Origin of the sequence: Amycolatopsis sp. NPDC004169 (assembly GCF_040610315.1) — a bacterium.
Classification (GTDB): domain Bacteria; phylum Actinomycetota; class Actinomycetes; order Mycobacteriales; family Pseudonocardiaceae; genus Amycolatopsis.
Window position 1 is genome coordinate 117664 of sequence record NZ_JBEXMD010000024.1, and the last position, 21196, is coordinate 138859.

The 21196-nt window shown below is 71.2% G+C and carries 16 protein-coding genes; 6 read left to right on the plus strand and 10 right to left on the minus strand.

From position 1 onward, the window contains the following. The 7 genes from ABZX11_RS29075 to ABZX11_RS29105 all read right to left on the minus strand — a co-directional run bounded on the left by ABZX11_RS29075 (position 1) and on the right by ABZX11_RS29105 (position 10510). Positions 1-1563 carry a sulfatase gene (locus tag ABZX11_RS29075; RefSeq protein ID WP_354918736.1) on the minus strand — a complete coding sequence of 521 codons (1563 nt, stop codon included), beginning with the start codon at positions 1561-1563 and terminating at the stop codon, positions 1-3. Between the two features lie 23 nt (positions 1564-1586). Next, the gene (locus ABZX11_RS29080; protein WP_354918830.1) at positions 1587-2414 is read right to left on the minus strand and encodes a formylglycine-generating enzyme family protein; all 828 of its coding nucleotides are present in this window, start codon (positions 2412-2414) and stop codon (positions 1587-1589) included. Between the two features lie 83 nt (positions 2415-2497). Next, the gene (locus tag ABZX11_RS29085; RefSeq protein ID WP_354918739.1) at positions 2498-4543 is read right to left on the minus strand and encodes an ABC transporter ATP-binding protein; all 2046 of its coding nucleotides are present in this window, start codon (positions 4541-4543) and stop codon (positions 2498-2500) included. After that, positions 4540-5436, minus strand: coding sequence for an ABC transporter permease (locus tag ABZX11_RS29090; protein WP_354918742.1), 897 nt, complete (start codon positions 5434-5436; stop codon positions 4540-4542). The genes ABZX11_RS29085 and ABZX11_RS29090 overlap by 4 nt, the downstream gene beginning before the upstream one ends. A gap of 2 nt (positions 5437-5438) precedes the next feature. Then, complete coding sequence (locus ABZX11_RS29095) at positions 5439-7937, minus strand: ABC transporter substrate-binding protein (RefSeq protein ID WP_354918745.1); 2499 nt, start codon at positions 7935-7937, stop codon at positions 5439-5441. A gap of 133 nt (positions 7938-8070) precedes the next feature. Beyond that, positions 8071-8667 (minus strand): TetR/AcrR family transcriptional regulator, encoded by a 597-nt coding sequence (locus ABZX11_RS29100; RefSeq protein ID WP_354918748.1) that lies wholly within the window; start codon positions 8665-8667, stop codon positions 8071-8073. 46 nt (positions 8668-8713) lie between these two features. Next, positions 8714-10510, minus strand: coding sequence for a sulfatase (locus ABZX11_RS29105; RefSeq protein ID WP_354918751.1), 1797 nt, complete (start codon positions 10508-10510; stop codon positions 8714-8716). Between the two features lie 88 nt (positions 10511-10598). Between ABZX11_RS29105 and ABZX11_RS29110 the strand changes: the two genes are divergently transcribed. Next, positions 10599-12044 carry a sulfatase-like hydrolase/transferase gene (locus tag ABZX11_RS29110; RefSeq protein WP_354918754.1) on the plus strand — a complete coding sequence of 482 codons (1446 nt, stop codon included), beginning with the start codon at positions 10599-10601 and terminating at the stop codon, positions 12042-12044. Between the two features lie 3 nt (positions 12045-12047). Here ABZX11_RS29110 and ABZX11_RS29115 read toward each other — a convergent pair whose 3' ends face one another. Then, positions 12048-13409 (minus strand): sulfatase-like hydrolase/transferase, encoded by a 1362-nt coding sequence (locus ABZX11_RS29115; RefSeq protein WP_354918757.1) that lies wholly within the window; start codon positions 13407-13409, stop codon positions 12048-12050. A gap of 435 nt (positions 13410-13844) precedes the next feature. On the opposite strand from ABZX11_RS29115, the gene ABZX11_RS29120 reads away from it, so the two are divergent. Further along, complete coding sequence (locus ABZX11_RS29120; RefSeq protein WP_354918760.1) at positions 13845-15938, plus strand: GAF domain-containing protein; 2094 nt, start codon at positions 13845-13847, stop codon at positions 15936-15938. Positions 15939-15950: 12 nt separating this feature from the next. Here ABZX11_RS29120 and ABZX11_RS29125 read toward each other — a convergent pair whose 3' ends face one another. Continuing rightward, a complete protein-coding gene (locus ABZX11_RS29125; protein ID WP_354918833.1) occupies positions 15951-16610 on the minus strand; it encodes a response regulator transcription factor in 660 nt (219 codons plus the stop codon). A gap of 13 nt (positions 16611-16623) precedes the next feature. Further along, positions 16624-16980: a response regulator transcription factor gene (locus ABZX11_RS29130; protein ID WP_354918763.1), complete on the minus strand. Its 357-nt coding sequence runs from the start codon at positions 16978-16980 to the stop codon at positions 16624-16626. Positions 16981-17157: 177 nt separating this feature from the next. Here ABZX11_RS29130 and ABZX11_RS29135 point away from each other — a divergent pair, with 177 nt between their 5' ends. Genes ABZX11_RS29135 through ABZX11_RS29150 form a run of 4 tightly spaced genes read left to right on the plus strand, consistent with a single transcriptional unit; the run spans position 17158 to position 20187 of the window. Then, complete coding sequence (locus ABZX11_RS29135) at positions 17158-18006, plus strand: alpha/beta hydrolase (protein ID WP_354918766.1); 849 nt, start codon at positions 17158-17160, stop codon at positions 18004-18006. Then, positions 18003-18359 carry a cupin domain-containing protein gene (locus tag ABZX11_RS29140; protein WP_354918769.1) on the plus strand — a complete coding sequence of 119 codons (357 nt, stop codon included), beginning with the start codon at positions 18003-18005 and terminating at the stop codon, positions 18357-18359. Before ABZX11_RS29135 ends, ABZX11_RS29140 begins: the two co-directional genes overlap by 4 nt. A gap of 58 nt (positions 18360-18417) precedes the next feature. Continuing rightward, a complete protein-coding gene (locus tag ABZX11_RS29145) occupies positions 18418-19314 on the plus strand; it encodes a sulfite exporter TauE/SafE family protein (RefSeq protein WP_354918772.1) in 897 nt (298 codons plus the stop codon). A gap of 45 nt (positions 19315-19359) precedes the next feature. Continuing rightward, positions 19360-20187, plus strand: a complete 828-nt coding sequence (locus ABZX11_RS29150; RefSeq protein WP_354918775.1) for an alpha/beta hydrolase — start codon at positions 19360-19362, stop codon at positions 20185-20187. Positions 20188-21196 lie beyond the last annotated feature (1009 nt).

Consider the following 21196-nt stretch of genomic DNA (forward strand, 5'->3'; position numbering starts at 1 on the left):
TCAGGCGGGGTCGGCGGCCGCGATCATCTTGTCCCAGGCCGCGTGCCGCTCGGGCGTCCAGGCGACGTCCGGGGCATGCCAGGACACCGGCGTGGCCCCGGTCGCGGCCGACAGACGTTCGGCCAGGTCGTCGGCGAGGTGGCCACGCCCGGTCGCGCGCAGGTGTTCCTGGTAGCGGACTGGGTCGTTGTAGTAGACCGGCCCGACCTGCAGCGTCGTCTGCATCGGGTCGGGCAGCGCGCCCGGGCGGCCCGCGTAGGTGTGCAGCCACTCCGCCAGGTGCGTGCGCATCCGCGCGGCCAGCTCCGGTTCCTTGTCGAGCAGGTCGGTGGTGAGGTGCGGGTCGGCGGTGACGTCGAACAACTGCTCCCACTCCGCGCGGAACGCCCCGGGGTGGTAGGTGCGGATGTAGAGATGGTCGCGTGTTCGGACCGACCGCTGGTAGGTGTGGGCGCCGTGGCCCAGCACGAGGTACGGCCGCGACGGGATTTCGGTGCCGCGGACGGCGTCGGCGAACGAGGTTCCCTGCCAGCCACGAGGAATCGGGACACCGAGCAGGTCGCAGATCGTGGGCGCGAAGTCGATGTTGTAGAGCAGCGCCTCGCAGTGCCGGGCGTCGTCGGGCAGCTGGTCGGTGACACCGGGCCAGTAGACGACCAGGGGCAGCCGGTGGACCGGCTCGTTGGCGAGCCCGTGCTCGGCGTAGGAGCCGTTCTCGCCGAAGGATTCGCCGTGGTCGGCGCTGACGATGATCGCGGTCTCGTCGGCGATGCCGAGTTCGTCCAACGTGGCCAGGAGTTCGCCGAACAGGCTGTCCCAGTACATGATCGTGCCGTCGAACCCGTTGATCAGGTGCTCGAAGTCGGCGCGAGTGCGGATCGCCTCAGGCATGTTCTCCGGGTACGGCGACTTCCGCGGGCCTACCGAGTAATGCAGGTCCAGCGCGCTGCGGGGGCCGTAGACCTCGGCGTGCCCGTCGATGGCCTCCTGGTCCGGCCACGCCGGCGCCGGACCGGACGCGGCCGCGCGCTCGGTCCATTCCTTGTCCGTGAGGTACGGGGTGTGCGGCTCCCAGTAGGTCAGGTGCAGGTACCAGTCGTCCTCGTGCGCGTGCCGGCGGATCCAGTCCAGCCCCACGCGGTTGATCTCCCGGCCGTCCTCGTCGTTGATCTCGTTCGTGGCCCGGATCGACTCGCGGAAGTTGCCGAGGAAGTGGTAGGCGCGGTGCCGTTCGGCGAACATCGAGACCGCGGCGGTGTAGTGCCCGTGCTGCCCGAGGCGCTGGCCGAGCAGCGGCCGGTCGGGGTGCGGCGAGTGGCCCGAGTCGAGCCGGAACCGCGCGGCCTCGCCGAAGTGCCCGATGACACCGTTGGTGATGCCGAACTGCCCGCTGGTCATGGCGGTCCGGGAGGGCAGGCACGGCGAGTCCGAGCAGTAGTAGCGGTCGAACACGACGCCTTTGTCCGCCAGGGCCTGCAGGTTCGGGGTCGTGGGCCGGTGGTAGCCGTACGGCTGCGTGTGGTCGGCGCGGAGCGTGTCGACGTCGACGTAGATGACGCGCATGGGAACCCTTCTCGAGGCGGCGGTCAGCCGGAGTCGCGGGCGCAGCGGAACCCGGTGTTGCCACCGGAGCTGTCGGGGGTGTTGTGCGAGCGGGCGGCGACGCGGTAGCGGTTGCAGTAGGAGACGTGGCAGAGGTAGGAACCGCCGCGTGTCACGCGGTCGGCCCCCGACGACGGCCCGGTGGGGTTCCGGTGATCGGTTCCCCAGTAGTCGGCGCACCACTCCCAGACGTTGCCTGCCATGTTGTGCAGGCCGAAGTCGTTGGGCGGGAACGCGTCCACCGGCGCGGTGCCGGCGTAGCCGTCTTCGGCGGTGTCGGTGATCGGGAAGCGGCCCTGCCAGATGTTGGCCATGTGGCGGCCGTCCGGGGTGAGTTCGTCGCCCCAGGGGTAGCGGCGCTGGTCGTGCCCGCCGCGCGCGGCGTACTCCCACTCCGCCTCGGTCGGCAACCGTTTTCCCGCCCATGCGGCGTAGGCGCCGGCGTCGTGCCACGACACGTGGACCACCGGGTGGTCGCCGCGGCCGGTCAGGTCGCTGCCGGGGCCTTCGGGACGCCGCCAGTCGGCGCCGGTCACCGCGGCCCACCACGGGGTGACGTCCGGGCGGGGCGAGATCCGGCGCAGTTCCCGGTTCAGGAACCGGACGAACACGTAAGACCAGCCGAGGCGCTCGGCCTCCGTCACGTACCCCGTGTCCTCGACGAAGGCCGCGAACCCGTCGTTCGACACTGCGTACCGGTCGATCAGGAACGGCGACAGCTCCACGGTCCGGACCGGGCCTTCGCCGTCGGCCGGGAAGCCTTCGGCGTCGTCGGTACCCATCCGGAACTCCCCGCCGGGCAGCGAAGCCATCCCGGCGGTGGAGCCCGGTCCGGTCGGCTGCGGGACTTCGGGAGCCACGGTGTCCCCCGGCGGCCGGCCCGGGGTGCAGCAGCTCATGCCACCGCCCCGGTGCGGGCCAGTTCCCCGGCGAAGTGGCAGGCGGCCAGCTGCCCTCCCTCGGTCGGGGTGAGCGCGGGGTCCTCCTCGGCACAGATCGTCCGGTCCGGACGGTGCAGCGGGCCGATCGGGCAGCGGGTGCGGAACCGGCAGCCGCTCGGCGGATCCTTCGGGCTGGGCAGGTCACCGCCGAGGACGATCCGCTCGCGCGTGCGCCCGCCCGTGTCCGGCACCGGCGACGACGCCAGCAGCGCGGCGGTGTACGGGTGCTGCGGCGACGAGTAGACGGCTTCGGCGTCCCCGATTTCGACGAACCGGCCGAGGTACATGACCGCGACCCGGTCCGACAGGTGCCGCACCACCGACAGGTCGTGGGCGATGAACAGGTAGCCGAGGTCGAACTCGTCGCGCAGCGATTCCAGGAGGTTGATGATCTGGGCCTGGATCGAGACGTCCAATGCGGACACCGGTTCGTCGAGGACCAGCAGCTTCGGCCGGGCCGCCAGGGCGCGGGCGATGCCGACGCGCTGGCGCTGGCCGCCGGAGAACGCGTGCGGGTAGCGGTCGAGGTGCCGTTCGTCGAGCCCGACCCGCTCGACCAGCCGCACCACTTCCGCCGCCCGCTCGGCCGCGGGTGTGCCGCGGACGGCGAGGGCCTCGTCGAGCGACTGGCGGATCGTGCGGCGGGGGTTCAGTGACGCGTAGGGGTCCTGGAAGACGTACTGGACGGTGTCGCGCAGGTGCGGCGAACCCGCGGGTTCCTTCGGGTCGAGGGTGTGCTCTCCGACCCGAATGGTGCCGGCCGCGGCGGTGTTGATGCCGACGATCGTCCGGGCCAGCGTCGACTTCCCGCAGCCGGACTCGCCGACCAGCCCGACCGTCTCGCCGCTGGAGACGGTGAGCCCGACGCCGTCGACCGCGTACACCGGACGGTGCCGGCGGAACAGGCCGGTGCGCTCGGCGTTGACGTCCACCTTCAGGTCGGTGATGTCCAGCAGCGGCACCGGGATCCGCTCGCGGCGGGCGGTGGCCGCGGCGGGCGGGCGCATCGGCGGGATCGCGGCACCTGCCTGCGTGACGTGGCAGGCGGCCAAGTGCCCGTCGCCGCGCGACACGAGCGCGGGCACCTCGCGGGTGCAGACGTCTTCCTTGAGGCGGCAGCGCGGGTGGAAGGCGCACCCGCTCGGCAGGCGCGCCGGGTCGGGCGGGGCGCCCGGGATCGACGGCAGCCGGCGGCCGGTGGCCACCTCGTCGACCCGGGGCATCGCCGCGAGCAGGTCGGCGGTGTAGGGCAGCTCGGGCCGTTCGAAGATCGCCGCGACCGGGCCGCGTTCCATGACCCGGCCGCCGTACATGACGACGACCTCGTCGCACATCTCGGCGACCACGCCCATGTCGTGGGTGATCATCAGGACGGCGATGCCCAGTTCGTCACGCAGCTTGCCCAGCAGCCGCAGGATCTGCGCCTGGACGGTGACGTCGAGCGCCGTGGTCGGCTCGTCCGCGATCAGCAGCGACGGCGAGCTCGCCAGGGCCACCGCGATCACGACGCGCTGGCGCATGCCGCCGGAGAACTGGTGCGGGTAGTCGTCGATCCGCCGGTCGGCGTCCGGGATACCGACCTGGTGCAGCAGCTCGCGGGCACGTTCCCGCGCGGGCCGCTTGGCGGTGCCGTGCACGATCAGCGCTTCGGCGATCTGGTCCCCGACGGTCATCGCCGGGTTGAGCGCCGACTGCGGGTCCTGGAACACCATCGCGATCTCGCGGCCGCGCAGCTCACGCATCCGCTTTTCCGGCAGGGCCAGCAGGTCCGTGCCCCGATACCGGACTTCGCCGCCGGCAATCCGCCCGGGCGGGCGGACCATGCGCAGGATCGAGCGGGCCGTGACGGACTTGCCGGACCCGGATTCGCCGACGATGCCGACAATCTGGCCGGGCCGCACCGAGAACGTCACGTCGTTGACGGCGTGCACGACCCCGCCCGGGGTGTCGAAGTGGGTGCGCAGACCGCGCACGTCCAGCAGGATTTCGGAGGTGGTCATCGCCGGGTCGCCGCCTCGTTGAGCGCGTCGGACAGGAGGGTGAAGGCCAGCGCGAGCAGCAGGAGCACCAGCCCCGGCCCGAGCACGTAGGTCGGCAGCGTGCTGACGTACCGCGCGCCGACGTTGAGCATCGCGCCGAGCGACGGGTTCGGCGGGTTGATCCCGAGCCCGACGATGCTCAGCCCGGCCTCGATGAAAATGGCCACCACCATGAACACCGTGGCCTGCACGAGGATCGGGTCGGCCACGTTCGGCAGGATGTGGCGCACCAGCACCTTCGGCCGGGACACGCCGAGCACCCGGGCCGCGAGCACGTACTCCCGCTGCTGCTGGGCGAGCAGGCCCGCCCGGGCGAGCCGGCCGAACCCGGGGAGCCCGGCGATCACGATGGCGACGAACAGCGACGTCCAGCCGGCGCCGATCATCAGCACGATCATGATGCCGAGGATCAGCCCGGGGAACCCGAGGATGATGTCGAGCAGCCGCTGCGTCGCCGAGCCCAGCAGTTTCGACAGGTAGCCGGTGAGGCCGAGCAGGGTGCCGAGCACCATGCTCACCGGCACCGCGGTGAGGATCAGGCTGAGGTCGGTGCGCAGCCCGTAGATCGTCCGGACCAGGAGGTCCCGGCCGAACTCGTCGGTGCCGAGCAGGTGGGCCGCGGACGGGCCGGTGAGGGCGTCGCGGGCCTGCTGGTCGTAGCCGCCGGGCGCGAGGACCGGGGCGAGCACGGCGACGGCGACGAGCAGCGCGAGCAGCACCGCGGCCGCGATCCCTTTCGGGGTCCGGAACGCCTTCGCGTACCGGGCGAACGTGCCGCCCCGTTCGGGTTTGCGCGCCTTGTCCGGCACCGCCGCCGGGACGGAGATGGCGATCGTCCTTTTCGGAATGACCATGGTCACTGCCCCAATCGGATGCGGGGGTCGAGCGCGGCGAGGGCGATTTCGGTCAGCAGCTGGGCCAGAACCGCGATGAACACCGTGCCGACGATGAGCACCTGGACGACCGCGTAGTCGGCGTTCTGCGCACCGGACACGGCCAGCTGGCCCAGCCCGTTGCGGGCGAAGATCGCCTCGATGACCACGGCGCCGGCGAGCAGGTCGCCGAACCGGATGCCGATCGCCACCACGGCCGGGCCGAGGCTGTTGCGCAGGACGTGCCGGACGCTGATCCGCCGCGACGGCACGCCCTTCGCGACCGCCAGGTCCACGAAGTCCTCCTGGCGCACGCCGACCATCGACGTCTGGACCAGCCGGGCCACGCCCGCCGACATGGGCAGCGCGAGCGCCAGCGCGGGCAGGAGCAGGTACTGCAGCCCGATGGAGGGATTGTCGAGCACCGACGTCTCGCCGCTGATCGGCAGCAGCCGCACGGCCACCCCGAACACGAGGATCAGCAGCAGGCCGACCAGGAACGGCGGGGCAGCCAGGAGACCGGTGTTCGCACCGCCGATGAGGGTGCGCGCCCACCGGCTGCGAGCCGACCCGGCGAGGACGCCGAGGCCGATGCCGAACACGATCAGGAAGATTCCCGCCAGCACGGCCAGCTCGACCGTGCTGTCCAGGCGGTCGCCGATCAGTTCGGCCACCGGCCTGCCGTACTGGAAGGACTGCCCGAGGTCGCCGGTGAAGAGGCCGCCGAGCCAGTGCAGGTATTGCGTCACCCAGGGCTGGTCGAGCCCGAGCTGCGCCCGGATTGCGGCGATCGTCTGCGCGGACGCGTCCGGGCCGGCGATCACCGCGGCGGGGTCGCCCGGGGCCAGGCGCGGCAGCAGGAAGGCGATCACGCTCGTGGCCAGCAGCACCAGCACGATCGACGGGAGGCGGCGGAGGAGGAAGCGGCTCATCGGACCAGGCACGTTTCCCGGGACAGCAGCCCGCCGGAGGTGAAGGCGGTGCCGCCGACGGCGGTGGAGCGGACCATGATGCCCGGCGTCGTGACGACCACGTGCTGGACGGCCTGGTCGAGCATGTAGGCGGTCAGGTCGTGCACGGCCTTGGCCGCGCCCGGGCCCGCTGCCGGCTTGGACGAGGCCTTGCACCAGCGCGGTGTACTCGGGGCTGCTGAACTGCCGGTGGGCACCTTGCAGCCGCACGTCCGGGTTGGTCTGCGCGATGAGCGACGGGGTGTCGGCGACGCCGCGGAAGGACAGGTAGTTCCCGCCCTTCTGCGCCGCCAGCCGCGCCTGGTAGTCCGGCGCCGCCAGTGCGACCAGGTTCGGCTTGAGGCCGATGTCGGTCAGGTTGTTCGCGATGATCTGGTATTCGGCCTGCAGCTGCGGGTTGTTGATGATGGTGATCGGCACCGCGGCGCCGGTCGCCCCGGCCTGCTGGATCAGCTGCCGGGCCTTGGCCGGGTCGTACCGGTAGGTGTTCTCGAGGTCCTTCGGGTAGGTGTCGCCCTGCGGCCAGATGAGGCCCGCGGTGGTGCCCAGCCCGCCGAAGACCTGCTGCTTGATCCGGTCCCGGTCGATCGCGTAGCCCACGGCCTGCCGGGCGGCCTTGTCGGCGAAGACGCCGCCGGTCGTGTCGAGGACGAGCGAGTACGCCGCCTGCAGGGTGTCCTGCAGCTGGAACTGGTCACCCTGGCGGGTCATCGTCTGCGCGTCCTGCGTGGTGAGTCCCCCGGCGAGCTGGGCCCGCGACGAGCGCAGGGCGGCCAGTTGCGCGGTCGAGTCCGGGATGACGACGTTCTCGATCCGGTCCAGGTGCGGCAGGCCCTGCTGCCAGTACTTCTCGTTGCGCACCAGCACGATCTGGGATCCCGGCTGGTACTTCTCGACCTTGAACGGTCCGGTGCCGATGATCTTGCTCCCGTCGGCGAGACCGGCGTAGGTCGCCGAATCGACGATCGGGGTGTCGTCGAGGACGCTCGCGAGCACCGGCGACAACGCCGTCTTCGAGCGGATCGTCACCTCGTGGTCACCGTTCGCCTCGACCTGCCAGCCACTGATGATCTGCTTGTCGATCGAGGGGCTGGCCGGGGTGAGGGCCTGCTTGAAGGTGTACAGCACGTCCGCCGCGGTGAAGGGCCGTCCACTGTGGAAGGTGACGCCCTGGCGCAGGGTCAGCACGGCGCTGCGGTCGTCGGCGCCGAGCTTCCACGCGGAGGCCAGCAGGGGCTCGGGGTTCTTGACGTCGCCGTTCTTCACCGCGAGCAGCGTTTCGAAGACACCCCTGACCCAGAACAGGTTCGCGGCGCCCTGGGCGAGGATGCGACCGGGGATCGGAGGTTGCGCGCTGGCCACGACGAGGGTGCCGCCGGGGCGGCAGGCCGCCGTGGATGCGCCGGACGCCGCCTGCTGTTGCAGGTCCACTGCGGACTGACAGCCGGCGACGAGGACGGCCGACAGGGTCAGCAGGAGGGCACCACGAATTCTGGATACGCCTGAGCGCATGGAAGGACTCCTCGTTGAGTCAGGATTCGCCGGCGCGTGCTTCGCACACGCGGCGACCGGACCGTCAGCGGCCGGTGCGGGGTCGGGAAAGCCGGGGCTGCCACCGGGGCGGCAGCGCTTCGCGGGAGTGTGGTCAGTGCTTTTCGAGGCGGCGCATGCTCGTCTCGAAGATGCCGCACATGTCGACCGACGGGTCGCGAAGCCATTGCAGCTGCAGGCCGTTCATCAGCGAGACCAGTTCGGCGGCGGTGTCCGCCGGGTCGAGCGAGGCGGGCAGCCTGCCCGTCTCCTGGTCGCGTTCGAGCAGCCGGACGAGGTGGCCGCGGACGCGGCGGTTGCGTTCGCGGAAGAACTCGTGGGCCGGGTGTGCCGGGTCGAGGCTTTCGGCCGATTGAACGGTGAACAGCCGCACGAGACCGGGTTGCGTCTCGTTGCGGCGGCAGTGCGCCACCAGCCACTCCCGTGTGGAGGCGTCGACACCGGCGAACTGGGCCGCGAGGGCCTGCTCGTCCTGGAGGTCGCGCTGTTGCAGCAAGGCGAGGATGAGCGCCTCTTTGCTCGGGAAGTGGTGCAGCAGCCCGGGTTGCGAGACCCCGACCTTCGCCGCCACCTCGGCGATGCTGGTGCCGTGGAAGCCGGCGACGGCGAACGCGTCCGCGGCGACGGCGAGGATCTGCTCCCGCCGCTCGGCGGCCGGGAAACGGGCCCGGCCGGACTGTGCTCGTGTCATGCGGCTCCTTCCAGCGATGCCGCTAACTTACCGAGTACTCGGTAAGTTAGGAAGACGTACTGCCGAGTAACTTGTGATCGCCGCTGATCAGGGCGTCGCTGACGGCCTGGAGCTTCGCCCGGGGCAGCAGGCCGACGGCCATCGCGGCGATTTCCACCAGGCTCAGCCCGCCGGCCATGGCCGCCAGCGGACCGGCGAGCAACCCGGGCACCCGCTCTTCGAGCACCGCACGGGCTTTCGAGTCGGCGAGCAGCTCTCGCAGCGGGGTGTGCGCGCTCAGCGGTCCCTGCGGATAGTCCTCGCGGCGGATCGGTTCCCGGGCCGCTTCGACCTGGGCCCATTGGCGCCGCACCTGCAGGTGGTTTCCGCCGGGACCTCCGTGCTCCGGCAAGCCGAGCCGCTCGTACTGTTCCGGCGGCGCGTCGGTGTCGCGCATGAGCCGGGTCAGCAGCCCGAGCATCCGCAGTTCGAGTTCGTCGTCGACGAGCGGCCGTTGCTGGCCCGGATCCTCGTGGAGGTCGAACAGGAGCGTACCGAACGCGTACGGGTTGGACATCGCCTGCCCGGGTGTCCGCAGGACCGGAACGCCTTTGGTGAACGCGAACGGGGGCACGAGTTCGGCGTCGCGCAGCTCCTCGGGTGCGAAGCGCGCCATCATGTGCGTCGGCATGAGCGTGTACTCCGCCAGCGGCGCGTTCGCCTCGGTCGCGGGGGCTCGCATGTAGACGTACCGGCCGTCGGTCACGCTCACGTGCCCGCCGAACCCGCCGAACAGCGCCGCTTCCCGCACCGGCTCGTCGGCGGCGACGACGTCCCGCAGCGGCCGGCCCTGCATGTCCGGCGGCCGGGGCACGCCGAACCACTCGAGCAGCGTCGGCCCGAAGTCGATCGTCTGCACCAGCGCCGATCTCCGCTCGCCGGCGGCGCCCACCCGCGGGTCCCAGACGAACAGGGGCGTGTGGATCGTTTCGTCGTACCACGGCGGCACGTTCTTGCCCCACCAGCCGTGCTCCCCCAGCAGGTACCCGTGGTCGGTCACGACCATCAGCAGCGTGTCCCGCCAGAGGCCGAATGCGTCCATGCGGTCGAGCACCCGACCCAGCGAGTGGTCGCACATCGACAGCAGCGCCGCGTACCGGTTGCGCACGTGGGCGGCCTGCTCCGGGGTTTCCAGCACCTGGGCGTAGTCGGGCCAGTCGAGTTCCGGGCCGTCGTAGTCCTCGGGGTAGCGGTCGTGCCAGCGCGGGTAGCTGAAGAACGGCTCGTGCGGGTCGAACGTCTCGATCTGCAGGAACCAGCCGTCCTCGGCGTGGTTGACGTCCAGGAAGCGCAGGCCCGCGTCGAAGGTCCGCGTCTGCGGGTGGTCGGCCTCGTCGGTGAGGTGCTGCCGGTTCACCCGGTCCTGGCGGTAGGCGGGCCGCCGGAGGCGTTTGAGGTTCGCAGCCGGCTCGGGATCGGCGACCTGCCCGTGCCAGAAGTCGCCTTCCTGGCCGCGGAAGAACTCGTAGGTGCGGAACCGGTTGTGGTAGGTGGCGCCGCCGTCTTCCCAGTAGTGCGCGTGGTCGGTGGCCAGGTGGGTGTGCACGCCGGCGTCGGTGAGCAACTGCGGGGCCGAGTCGTCGAACGGTTCCAGGGGACCCCAGCCGCGGTGCAGGAAGTTGTAGCGGCCGGTGTGCATTTCGCGGCGCGCCGGCATGCACGGCATGCTGCCCGCGTAGCAGTTGTCGAACACGGTGGTCCGCTCGGCGAGCCGCGCGAAGTTCGGCGCGTGCACGTCCTGGCCGCCGTAGGCGGGCAGGTGGCGGCGGTTGAGGCTGTCGAACATCACGACGATCGCCTTCACGAGACACTCCTTTACTTACCGAGTACTCGGTAGGTAGCGTGACCGCATTCAACCCCGGACCCGGCACGCAGGCAACCCCGGAGGCATCGTGGCCCCACCAGATTTCGTCGTGATCGTCGCCGACCAGCTGCGCGCCGACGCGCTCGGTGCGTTCGGCGCCGAGCACGCCCGCACCCCGAACCTGGACGCGCTCGCCGCCGCGGGGATGACGTTCACCAACGCCTTCGTCCAGCACCCGGTGTGTTCGCCGAGCCGGGCGTCGTTCCTCACCGGCTGGTACCCGCACACCGCCGGGCACCGCACCCTGGACGGGCTGCTGCGGCCGGACGAGCCGAACTTCCTGCGAACCTTCCGCGACCACGGCTACCACGTCGTGTGGGCGGGCGACCGCGGCGACACGTTCGCCCCCGGAGCGACCGAGCTGAGTGTGCACGAGCACGGGTTCACCGAAGTCCCGGCCGGGCCGCGCTGGGGCGGCGAGCCCGTCGAACGACGACGACGCCGTCCCGCTGTCGCCGACGTCGAAGATTCCTTGTGGGACCGGCTTTTCTACGGCGGCGAAGTCCTCGACGACGCGCTCGACTTCGACGAGGCCGCGGTCCGCACCGCCGAAGCGTGGCTCGCCGATCCCCCGGAGCAACCGTGGGTGCTCTTCGTGCCGCTGATCGCGCCGCACTGCCCGTTCGAGGCCGCCGAGCCGTGGTTTTCCCTGCACGACCGCGACACCCAGCCCGCTCCCGTTCCCCCGGGGACCGGGCCCGCCTACCTCGCCGCGATCCGCGAGAAGTACGGGCTCGACCGCGCCACGCTTCCCGCGTGGCAGGAAGTCGCCGCCGTTTACCACGGCATGGTGTCCCGGTTGGACGCCCACGTCGGCCGGATCGCCGCCGCGGTCGCCCCGGACACCGTCGTCGCCTTCTTCGCCGATCACGGCGAATACCTCGGCGACTTCGGCGTCATCGAGAAGTGGCCGTCGGCGATGCACGCGTGCATCACCCGCGACCCGCTCATCCTCAGCGGCGGCCCGGTCCCCGCCGGGACGACCGACGCGCTCGTCGAACTCGTCGACGTCTTCCCCACGTTGCTCGACCTCGCGGGGATCGAGTGCGACCACGTCCACTATGGACGGAGCTTGCGGCACCTGTTCGACGCCCCGGACGGCGAGCACCGGACGTACGCGTTCAGCGAAGGCGGCTTCCTGGCCGAAGAAGAGCCCCGGCTCGAGCGCGGCGCGTTCCCCTACGACCTCAAGGGCGAACTCCAGCACGAAGACCCCCGGCTCGTCGGCAAGGCGTTCGCGGCCCGCGATCGCGACTGGACCTACGTCTGGCGGCTCTACGAACCGCCCGAGCTCTACGACCGCCGGACCGACCCGGCCGAGACGCGCAACCTCGCCGGACGAGCGGAATTCGCCTCGGTCGAGGAGCGGATGCGCGACGCCGTCCTCACGTGGCTCGCCACCACGGCCGACGTCCTCCCCGCCGGCCGCGACCCCCGGCGGCCCGCGGTCGACCTGCCCACACCGAAGGCGTAGTCCCTAGGTGCGGGCGCGCAGTTCGCGCAGCAGATCGTCCCGGATGCCTTCGTGCGCTGGGCTTTCCGCGAGGTTCCGCAGTTCGCGGGGATCGGCGAGCGAGTCCGCCAGGAACACGTCTTGCTCGCCGGGTGCCGCGGGGTGCCCGTCGATGCGGACGGTGGCGTCCAGCCGATAGCGCCGGGTCCGGATGCAGCTGCGCCGCGGCCAGCCCCGCCCGTCGTCCCAGGTGCCTTCGTCGCGGTTGGGGAACGCGCGGCTCGCCGGGTCGCCGTAGCCGATGGTCGCCAGGACGTGGTCCGGCTCGGGCTCGCCGAACAGGTCGCGCCCCGCCATCGGCGCGGCGGCCGGGATGCCGGCCGCCGCGAGGAGCGTCCGGGCGAGGTCGAGCGACTGGACCAGCTCGTCGCGGCGCTCCCCGCCCGACCGGCCCGGCAGGCGGACGATCAGCGGAACCCGGTGGCTCTGCGGGGCGAAGGTGTGCTTGCCGAAGGCGCCGCCTTCGCCGAGGTGCACACCGTGGTCGGAGGTGAGCACGACGATCGTGTTCCCGGCCAGGCCGAGGCTCTCCAGTTCCCGGAGGACGAGCCCGATCTGCTCGTCCACCCAGGCGACCAGTGCCAGGTAGCCGGCTTGAGCTTGCCGCAACTCGGCTTCGGGCATCTCGCGCCCGCCATTGATTTCGGCGAAGCGGCGGTCGAAGCGGCTGCCGTCCGGGTCGCCGTCGAGGGCGTGTCCGGGCTGGGCGTCCGGCGGGAACAGCCGGGCCCAGCGTTCGGGCGCCACCACCGGCGTGTGCGGCTGTAGGAACGACGCGCGCAGCAGGAACGGCCCGTCCACCGCGCGCAGCCAGGCGATCGCCCGCCGCGTCACCTCCTCGGGGACGAACGCCTCCCCGGAATGCCGGCCACCAACGACGAACCGCATGCCGGGCGTCCGCACCAGCGAGTCTTCATCGGCGCCCGCGAGCGGATCGCGCATTCCGGCCCCGGTGTGGTCGTCCACCTGCCACGGTTTCAGTTCGGGTGGGATGTGCTCCTTGCCGAAGCTGGCGGTCGCGTACCCGGCGTCGGCGAACAACTCGGGGAAGGTGACCACCCCGGCGGGGAGCGGGAACCCGCCGGCGGCGGCTTCGTTGTGGAAGACACCGGTCCGCTCCGGCGGCAGCCCGGTCAGCGTCGAGATGCGGCTCGGCACGCACACCGGCGAGTTGGTGTAGCAGCGCTCGAACACGACGGCGTCCGCGGCCAGCGCGTCGACGTGGGGGGTGCGCGGGGACAGTCCCCCCGCTTCCGCGTAGCAACCGAGCGCGTCCGCGCGCAGCTCGTCGCAGTACAGCCACAGGACGTTGGGACGATCGCGCACGCGGGCACCTCCGGACTCTTACTTACCGAGTACTCGGTAAGTAACGAGGCCACACGCTAACCCCGGTCGACCGGACAAGGCAACCACGGCAGGATGCCGAGACGTCGGCGACCGTCCGGAAGCCCCGGTTCCCGCTGGAGTTGTCCGGCGTGTTCGCGGTGCGGGCGGCGACACGGTAGCGAATGCAGTAGGAGCGGTGGAACACGCACGCCCCGCCGCGCATCGGCCACGGGCGATTACCGGCGCTCGTACCGGCTGAGGCGACCATGTCGCCGGGAGGTTCCGCCTGGTCGCCCGGCCTGTCACTGAGTACTGTCGCTTGAGTGACCGAAGCGGGCACGAAGCCCGGCACCCCCGGATGAGCCCATGGAACCCTCCACGAAGGAACCCGGCGATCTTCGGCGTTCGGCTGCCGAGCATCTGGCCTTGCGACGAGTGGCGACACTGGTGGCGCGAGGGGCCGCTCGTGCCGAGGTTTTCGAGGCACTGGTGACCGAGGTCGGCCTGCTGATCTCCGCGACCGACGCGGCGCTGGTGCGACTGCACGACGACGAGACGGTCACCATGATCGGGCGCTGGAACGAGTCCGACGGCTACCAGGGCATCGGGGTCCGGCACCCGTTCGGCTCCGGCACCCTGGCTCGGCTGATCTGGGACGGCAAGCGTCCGGGCCGGATCGCGAGCTACACGGGCTCATCGGGTTCGCTGGCCGAGATGATCCGCGGCTGGGGCTGGCGATCGTCAGTCGGTGCGCCGGTCATCGTCGACGGAACCGTGTGGGGACTTACCGCCGTCGGCTCGGCGAGTGACCAGGAGCTCCCGCCCGGGACAGAGGACCAGCTGGCAGCGTTCACCGAACTGCTGGCCATCGCGATCGCCAACGAGCAGAGCCGCGAGGAGCTCGAGCAGCTCGCCGCCGAGCAGGCCGCGCTGCGGCGAGTGGCCGAACTGGCGGTGCACGACGCCCCGCCGGATGAGGTGCTCGAGGCGGTGGTCACCGAGGCCGCGCGCCTGGTCGGCGTCGCCTTCACCACGTTGCTGCGCTTCGAGCCCGACGGGGCGACCGAGGTGGTGGCGATCCACGATCCGCCGGACGGTGTGACCGTGGGGATGCGCGCCTCGGGCGACGGTGACGGCGCCACCCAGCGCGTCTGGCGGACCCGGCGGCCGGCCCGCACCGACCGGCTGAAGGCCATGTCGGGCGCGTGGCCGCGGCTGGCCTCGAGCCAGGGATATTCGTCGAGCGCCGCGGCGCCGGTCCTGGCCGAGGACCGGCTGTGGGGCGCTCTGGTGGCAGCCGGGAGAGGGGCTTTACCGCCCCGAATCGAAGAACAACTCTCGCGGTTCGCCGAGCTGGCCGGCACGGCGATCGCCAGTTCCCAGGCGCGTGCCGACGTCCAGGCGCTGGCCGACGAGAGGGCGGCGCTGCTGCGCGTCGCCGAACAGGTGGCCCGCGGCGGACCGCCCGATGCGATCTTTGCGGCGGTGGCTGCCGAGGCTCAGCAGCTTCTCGACGGCCAGCCGATGACACTCGTCCGCTTCGAGGAGGACGCGGCGCTGGTGGTGGTGAGCCGCAGCGGTGGTCCGGTGCCGCCCGGGACGCGCATCTCCTACGCGTCCGGCACGTTGCCCGACCGCGTCCGGCGGACCGGACGACCGGAGCGCGTGGACGACTACGGCGCCGAACCCGACGCCGGCCTCGCCCGGGAGTTCGGCCTGACCGCGGCGGTCGCCGCACCGATCGCGCTGGAGAGCCGCGTGTGGGGAATGCTCACCGCCACCTCGGCCGACGGGCCGCTGGTGCGCGGAGTCGAGGAGCGTCTTCAGCAGTTCGCCAACCTGGCCGGCACCGCGGTGAGCAACGCGGCGAGCCGCGCACAGCTGATCGCCTCACGCGCCCGGGTCCTGTCGACGGCCGACGAGACTCGGCGGCGGCTGCAGCGTGACGTGCACGACGGTGCCCAACAGCGTCTGGTCCAGACGGTCATCACCTTGAAACTGGCCCGGCAGTCACTCGCCGATCGCGACGTGCCGGCCGGCATCGACCGGGTCGAGGAAGCACTCAAGCACGCTCAGCGCGCCACCGATCAACTGCGTGAGCTCGTCAGCGGGATTCTCCCGGCGGGGCTGACCCGCAAGGGCTTGCGCGGCGGAGTGGAGTCCTTGCTGACCGACCTGCCGCTGCCGGTCGACGCCGTGGTCGACATACCCCGGCTGCCCGCGGAGATCGAGACCACCGCCTACTTCGTCGTGGCCGAGGCGCTGACCAACGTCGTCAAGCACGCCCGCGCCAGCCGCAGCTGGGTTCGCGCCGGCCTCAGCGACGGCGCGGTGCACATCGAGGTGGGTGACGACGGGATCGGCGGAGCTCAGGCCGGCACGGGCTCGGGTCTGACCGGCCTGTTCGATCGGGTCGAAGCACGCGGCGGCGCGCTGCGCATCACCAGCCCGGCGGGAATGGGAACCACCGTGGAAGCCACAGTGCCGGTTGACGAACCGCTCCCGTCCACGCCGGGAATGCCTCATTAGCTGTGCGCGGGTCTACAAGCCTGGACCGGCGCTCCGCACGTAAGCCAGTACGGCGAGGACCCGGCGATGTCCGGTGCTTTCGGCGCCGATGCCGAGCTTGCGGAAGATGGCGGTCACGTGCTTTTCCACAGCCGCCTCGCTGATGGCGAGCGCCGCGGCGACGCCCGCGTTCGACTTGCCCTCGGCCATCACGGCGAGCACGGCCCGCTCGCGGGCCGTGAGCTCACGCAGCGGGTCGTCCCGGCGATCGCGGCCCAGCATGCGGCGCACGACCGCGGCGTCCAGGGCGGTCCCCCCGGACGCGACCCGCCGGATCGCGCTGACGAACGTCTCGACATCCCCGACCCGCTCCTTGAGCAGGTAGCCCACCCCTTCGGGCCGGTCCCCGATGAGGTCCAGCGCGTAGGACTCCTCGTTGAACTGGGAGAGGACCAGAACCCCGAGCGCGGGTCGGCGACGTCGCAGCTCCATGGCCGCGACCAGCCCGTCATCGCCTCGGTGCGGGGGCATCTGGACATCCACGATGACGACATCCGGACGGTAGGCCAGCACCTTGCCGAGCAGGTCTTCGGCGTCCCCGGCCTGGGCCAGCACCTCGAGCCCGGCCTCCGCCAGCAGGCGCACGATTCCCTCACGCATCAGGACGTCGTCCTCGCCGACGACCACGCGCACGGCCCGGGCCGGCTCACCCATCGAGCATCCGGCGGAACTGCGATCCGGCCATGTCGGTCTTCGGGACGAAGCCGACGGCGCCCGCCTGCCGGGCCTCGGAATCGGTGGCCGCGCCGGAATCGGAGGAAATCAGCAGCACCCGGGGCTGCCACGACATCAGCCGCACACGCGCGGTCAACTCGAACCCGTCGCCGTCCGGCAGCCCGATGTCGATCAGCACGGTATCGGGCCGGAGCTCGGCAACCCGCTCCACGGCCTCCGCGATGCTGCCGGCCTCCCCGACGACATCGTGGCCCCAAGAGCGCAGGAGCCCGATCGCAAGCTCACGAAAGGACGAGTCATCGTCGACGACGAGAACCGACCGGGGCATGGCCACATCTTTCCAGCCCAGCCGGCTCGACGAGGTAGGGCTGGCCGGAATATTCGGCGGGCTGGCCATAGTCCTCTCGCGGGTGAGCGCGACCGTGCTGTAGGGCCAGCGGGTCTTGGGCGTGACCGCGCCCCGCTGACATGCTGCCCGTGACAGCGAGCTTCCCCGGAGGACGCCATGGGCACCGTGACCGTCGGCCAGGAAAATTCCACCCCGATCGAGCTGTACTACGAGGACCACGGAAGCGGCCACCCCGTCGTCCTGCTGGCCGGCTGGCCACTGGACAGCCGATCCTGGGAACCGCAGGTTCACCCTCTCCTGGAAGCGGGGCACCGCGTCATCGCCTACGACCGCCGCGGGTTCGGCCGGTCGAGCCGGCCCACCGAGGGCTACGACTTCGACGCCCTGGCCGATGATCTCCACCAGCTGCTGACCGGGCTCGACCTCCGCGAGGTCACGCTGATCGGCTTCTCGCTGGGGACCGGCGAGCTGGCCCGCTACATCGGCACCCACGGCACGGAACGGCTGAAGAGCTGCGTCTTCATCGAGACCCTGGCGCCGTCGTTCGCCAAGTCCGCGGAAAACCCCGAGGGCGTCGACCAGGCCGGGGTGACCGGCGTGCAGCAGGCGATCCTGGACGACCGCTTCGCGTGGCTGACCGGGCTGGTCGAGAACCTGCTCAACCTCGACGACTACCTCGGCAAACGGGTGAGCGAAGAAACCGTTCGCGCCCTCTGGAACGCCGGTGCCGAGGCCTCACCATGGGCGACCTGGGCGTGCCCGCCCGGCTGGCTGGCGGACTTCGGCGACGACATCACCAGGATCGACATCCCGACGCTGATCCTGCACGGCACCGCCGACCGGATCCTGCCGATCAACGGCCAAGGTCGTCGCCTGCACGCCGCGCTGCCCGCGGCGCGGTACGCCGAGATCGACGGCGGCCCGCACGTCATGGGCGTCACCCATGCCGAAGAAGTCAACCGCGAGCTGCTCGCCTTCCTGCGCGACACCGCGCCGACGCCATGACCAGCCCTGACTCGCGCGATGACCTCGCCGGCACGCTCACGCGGACCGAACTGCAGCGCGCTGCGTCCTCGATCCCCGGCCGCGAGATCGTCCAGGTGCTCACCGAGATCCCGGCCGGCGTGCAGTCCGGCTGGCACCGGCATCCCGGTGAAGAGGTCGGCTTCATCGTGGCCGGCACCGTGCGCATGGAGATCCAGTCCCGGCCCACGCTCACCCTGAACGCCGGCGACGGTTTCCTCATCCCGCCCGAGACACCGCACAACGCCACCGACCTCGGCCCCGAAACGGGCCGCATGCTGTCCACCTACCTCGTCGAACCGGGAAAACCACTGGCCGTGTTCACCAAGCCATGACGATCGAGCAGGGCCGACATCCTGGCCGGGAAGCGGCTGACCTGATGAGGAGCAGTCGATGAGCAGCGCAGGAAATGGCCCGGGCGACTCCGCCGCCCCGGAGCGGGACGACGAGGCGACCGCGGCGCCGGCTGCCTCCGCGCGGGGGCACGGCCGCGGGTATTGGGCCACCCTGGCCGCGATCGGGGCGGTCGGGGGTGTCCTTTCCGGACTATTCGCGATCGGCGGCGGCATTTTGATGGTTCCCCTACTGATGTGGCGCGCCCGTCTCGGCCAGCGGCAGGCCGCGGCGACCTCGCTGGTGGCCGTCATCCCCGCCGCCGTCGTCGGCTCGGCCACCTACTTGGCTCACGGCGCCGTCAGCATCGCAGGCGCCGCACTGCTGGCGCCGGGCGTGATCGCCGGGGCGGTCGCCGGCAGCTACCTGCTGCGGCGCCTGCCGCTGGCCTGGCTGCGGTGGATGTTCATCGCCTTCGTCGTCGCGAATGCGATCCGCCTGCTGGCCGTCGCGCCCGAGCGCGGCCACCCGGTCCACCTGACCGCGGGCGTAGCGCTCGGCTATGTCGGCGTCGGCTTGGTGGTCGGGATCGCCTCCGGCCTGTTCGGCATCGGCGGCGGGATCATCGCCGTGCCGCTCCTGATCTCCGGCTTCGCCGTCAGCGACCTGATCGCGAAGGGCACGGCACTGCTGGTCAGCATCCCGGCCAGCGTGGCCGGCACCGTGACCAGCCGGCGAAGCGGCCTGGTCGACGTCCGCGCCGGGCTGGTCGTCGGTACCGCGGCCGCCGCGGCCTCGGTGCCGGCCGTGTACGCCGCGCTGGTGATCCCTCCCGCCCTGTCGGGAATCTTGTTCGCGGCGCTGCTGCTGGCCGTCGCCGTCCAACTCGTCGTCAAGGCGCTGTCCGCCCAGCGGATCCAGGCAGCGGCCACCGGGCGGTCGCCGGGTAACGGGTGAGCCCTTGTCCCCGCCTCGGCATCAATCAGGAAGAAGGAGAGAACGATGGGTACTGTCACCACCGCCGACGGCACGGAGATCTTCTACAAGGACTGGGGTTCCGGCCGGCCGGTCGTCTTCAGCCACGGCTGGCCCCTGACCGCCGACGCCTGGGATGATCAGCTGTTCCTGCTGGCCTCCCACGGCTACCGCGCCATCGCGCACGACCGCCGTGGCGGCGGCCGGTCCGGCCAGCCCTGGGACGGCAACAACCTGGACACCTACGCCGACGACCTGGCCGCGGTGATCGAGGCCCTCGACCTGCACGACGCGGTCCTGGTCGGCCACTCCACCGGTGGCGGGGAGGTCGCCCGCTACATCGGCCGCCACGGCACCTCCCGGGTGGCCAAGGCGGTACTGCTCAGCGCGATCCCGCCGCTGATGCTCAAGACGAGCGCCAACCCCGAGGGCCAGCCCCTGGAAGTCTTCGACGGCCTGCGGGCCGCCCTGACCGCCGACCGGTCCCAGTTCTACCGGGACCTCAGCGAGCCGTTCTACGGCGCCAACCGCGACGGCAGCACCGTGTCGCAAGGTTTGCGCGATTCGTTCTGGCTGCTGAGCATGACCGTGGGCGAGAAAGGTGCCTACGACTGCATCAAGGCCTTCTCCGAAACCGACACCACCGAGGACCTCGAGAAATTCGACGTCCCGACCCTGATCATCCACGGCGACGACGACCAGATCGTCCCCATCGCCGCCGCGGCACTGAAATCGGCGAAGATCGTCCCGAACGCGACGCTGAAGGTCTACCCCGGCGCCCCGCACGGCCTGGCCCAGACCACGGCCTACAAGGACACCTTCAACAACGACCTGCTCGACTTCATCAAGTCCTGAGCCAAGTCCCCGCAATCGCCCCCCGATCAGCGACAGCCTCGCTCCGGTGGGCGCGCCGACAGGTGCTGCTGACCGGCGGGAACAGGGGATTGCTGAAGTCTCTGTCGTCGCGCTGGCAGGCGCACCCTCCAGGTGAAGAAGGCCATCGGGCTCTCCCCGCGTCCGGACTTCGACACGGCCGCGACGGCGGTGATTTCGCACGCGGGGCTGCGCCGGTGGGCAGCCAGCGGCGCAGCCCGGCCGAGTGGCGGGTCGTGACCAGGGCCGCGCCGCCTCATCCGCGGGCCCGTCGAAGAGGCGATCCACCAGCACCTGGTCGGCAGGCACAACCTCATCGAGGACGTGGGCCCTCTCGCGGAACGCGCGGGCGTGCCCACCCTGGTGCTCAACCACCTGGCGCTGGCCGGCGGCGACCGGGTGGCGGCGCTGCGCGTCTTCCACGGCGCCCTCGGCTTGGAACTAGTCCGTTGCTGCGCAACCTCGCCGTCCGCGCTGAGCAGGGCGATCCACCCAGCTCATTGCCGTCCGGGCCGGGCGGATTCCCCGGCCGCAACGCGAAGCCCTTGCTCAGCACCTCAAGCACGACGTCGCGCATCCCGCCAACCCGGGACGCTCCGGCCCCTGATCCAGCGCCTCCCCCTGCCGACTGCGATCGGTAACAAGGGTCGAACTCAGCGCTGAAATTTACAGAAAACGTGACGGCTCGACCGCTTACCGCCTCGAACAATCACGTTCCTGGCAGTTGCGCGACGCATGTCGTTTCGTGAAGCCGCTCAGCGGCCAGGTCGTCGAGGAGTACTTCGGCATCGGCCAGTCCCGTTCCGTCCCCTGGCGCCGCCAGCCGGTCGCCTACTCGGCGAGCTCAGGGCCACGACGCGCCGGTGGACGGCTGTCGTCGTCGAAGGCATCCGGTGCAGGTTCGATGACCAATTCTCCCTCACTGCATCCGCATGGCCGCCCACAACGTCCGGCTGCGGGTTCCCGAACTCGGTAGCTGCTACCAGCCCCG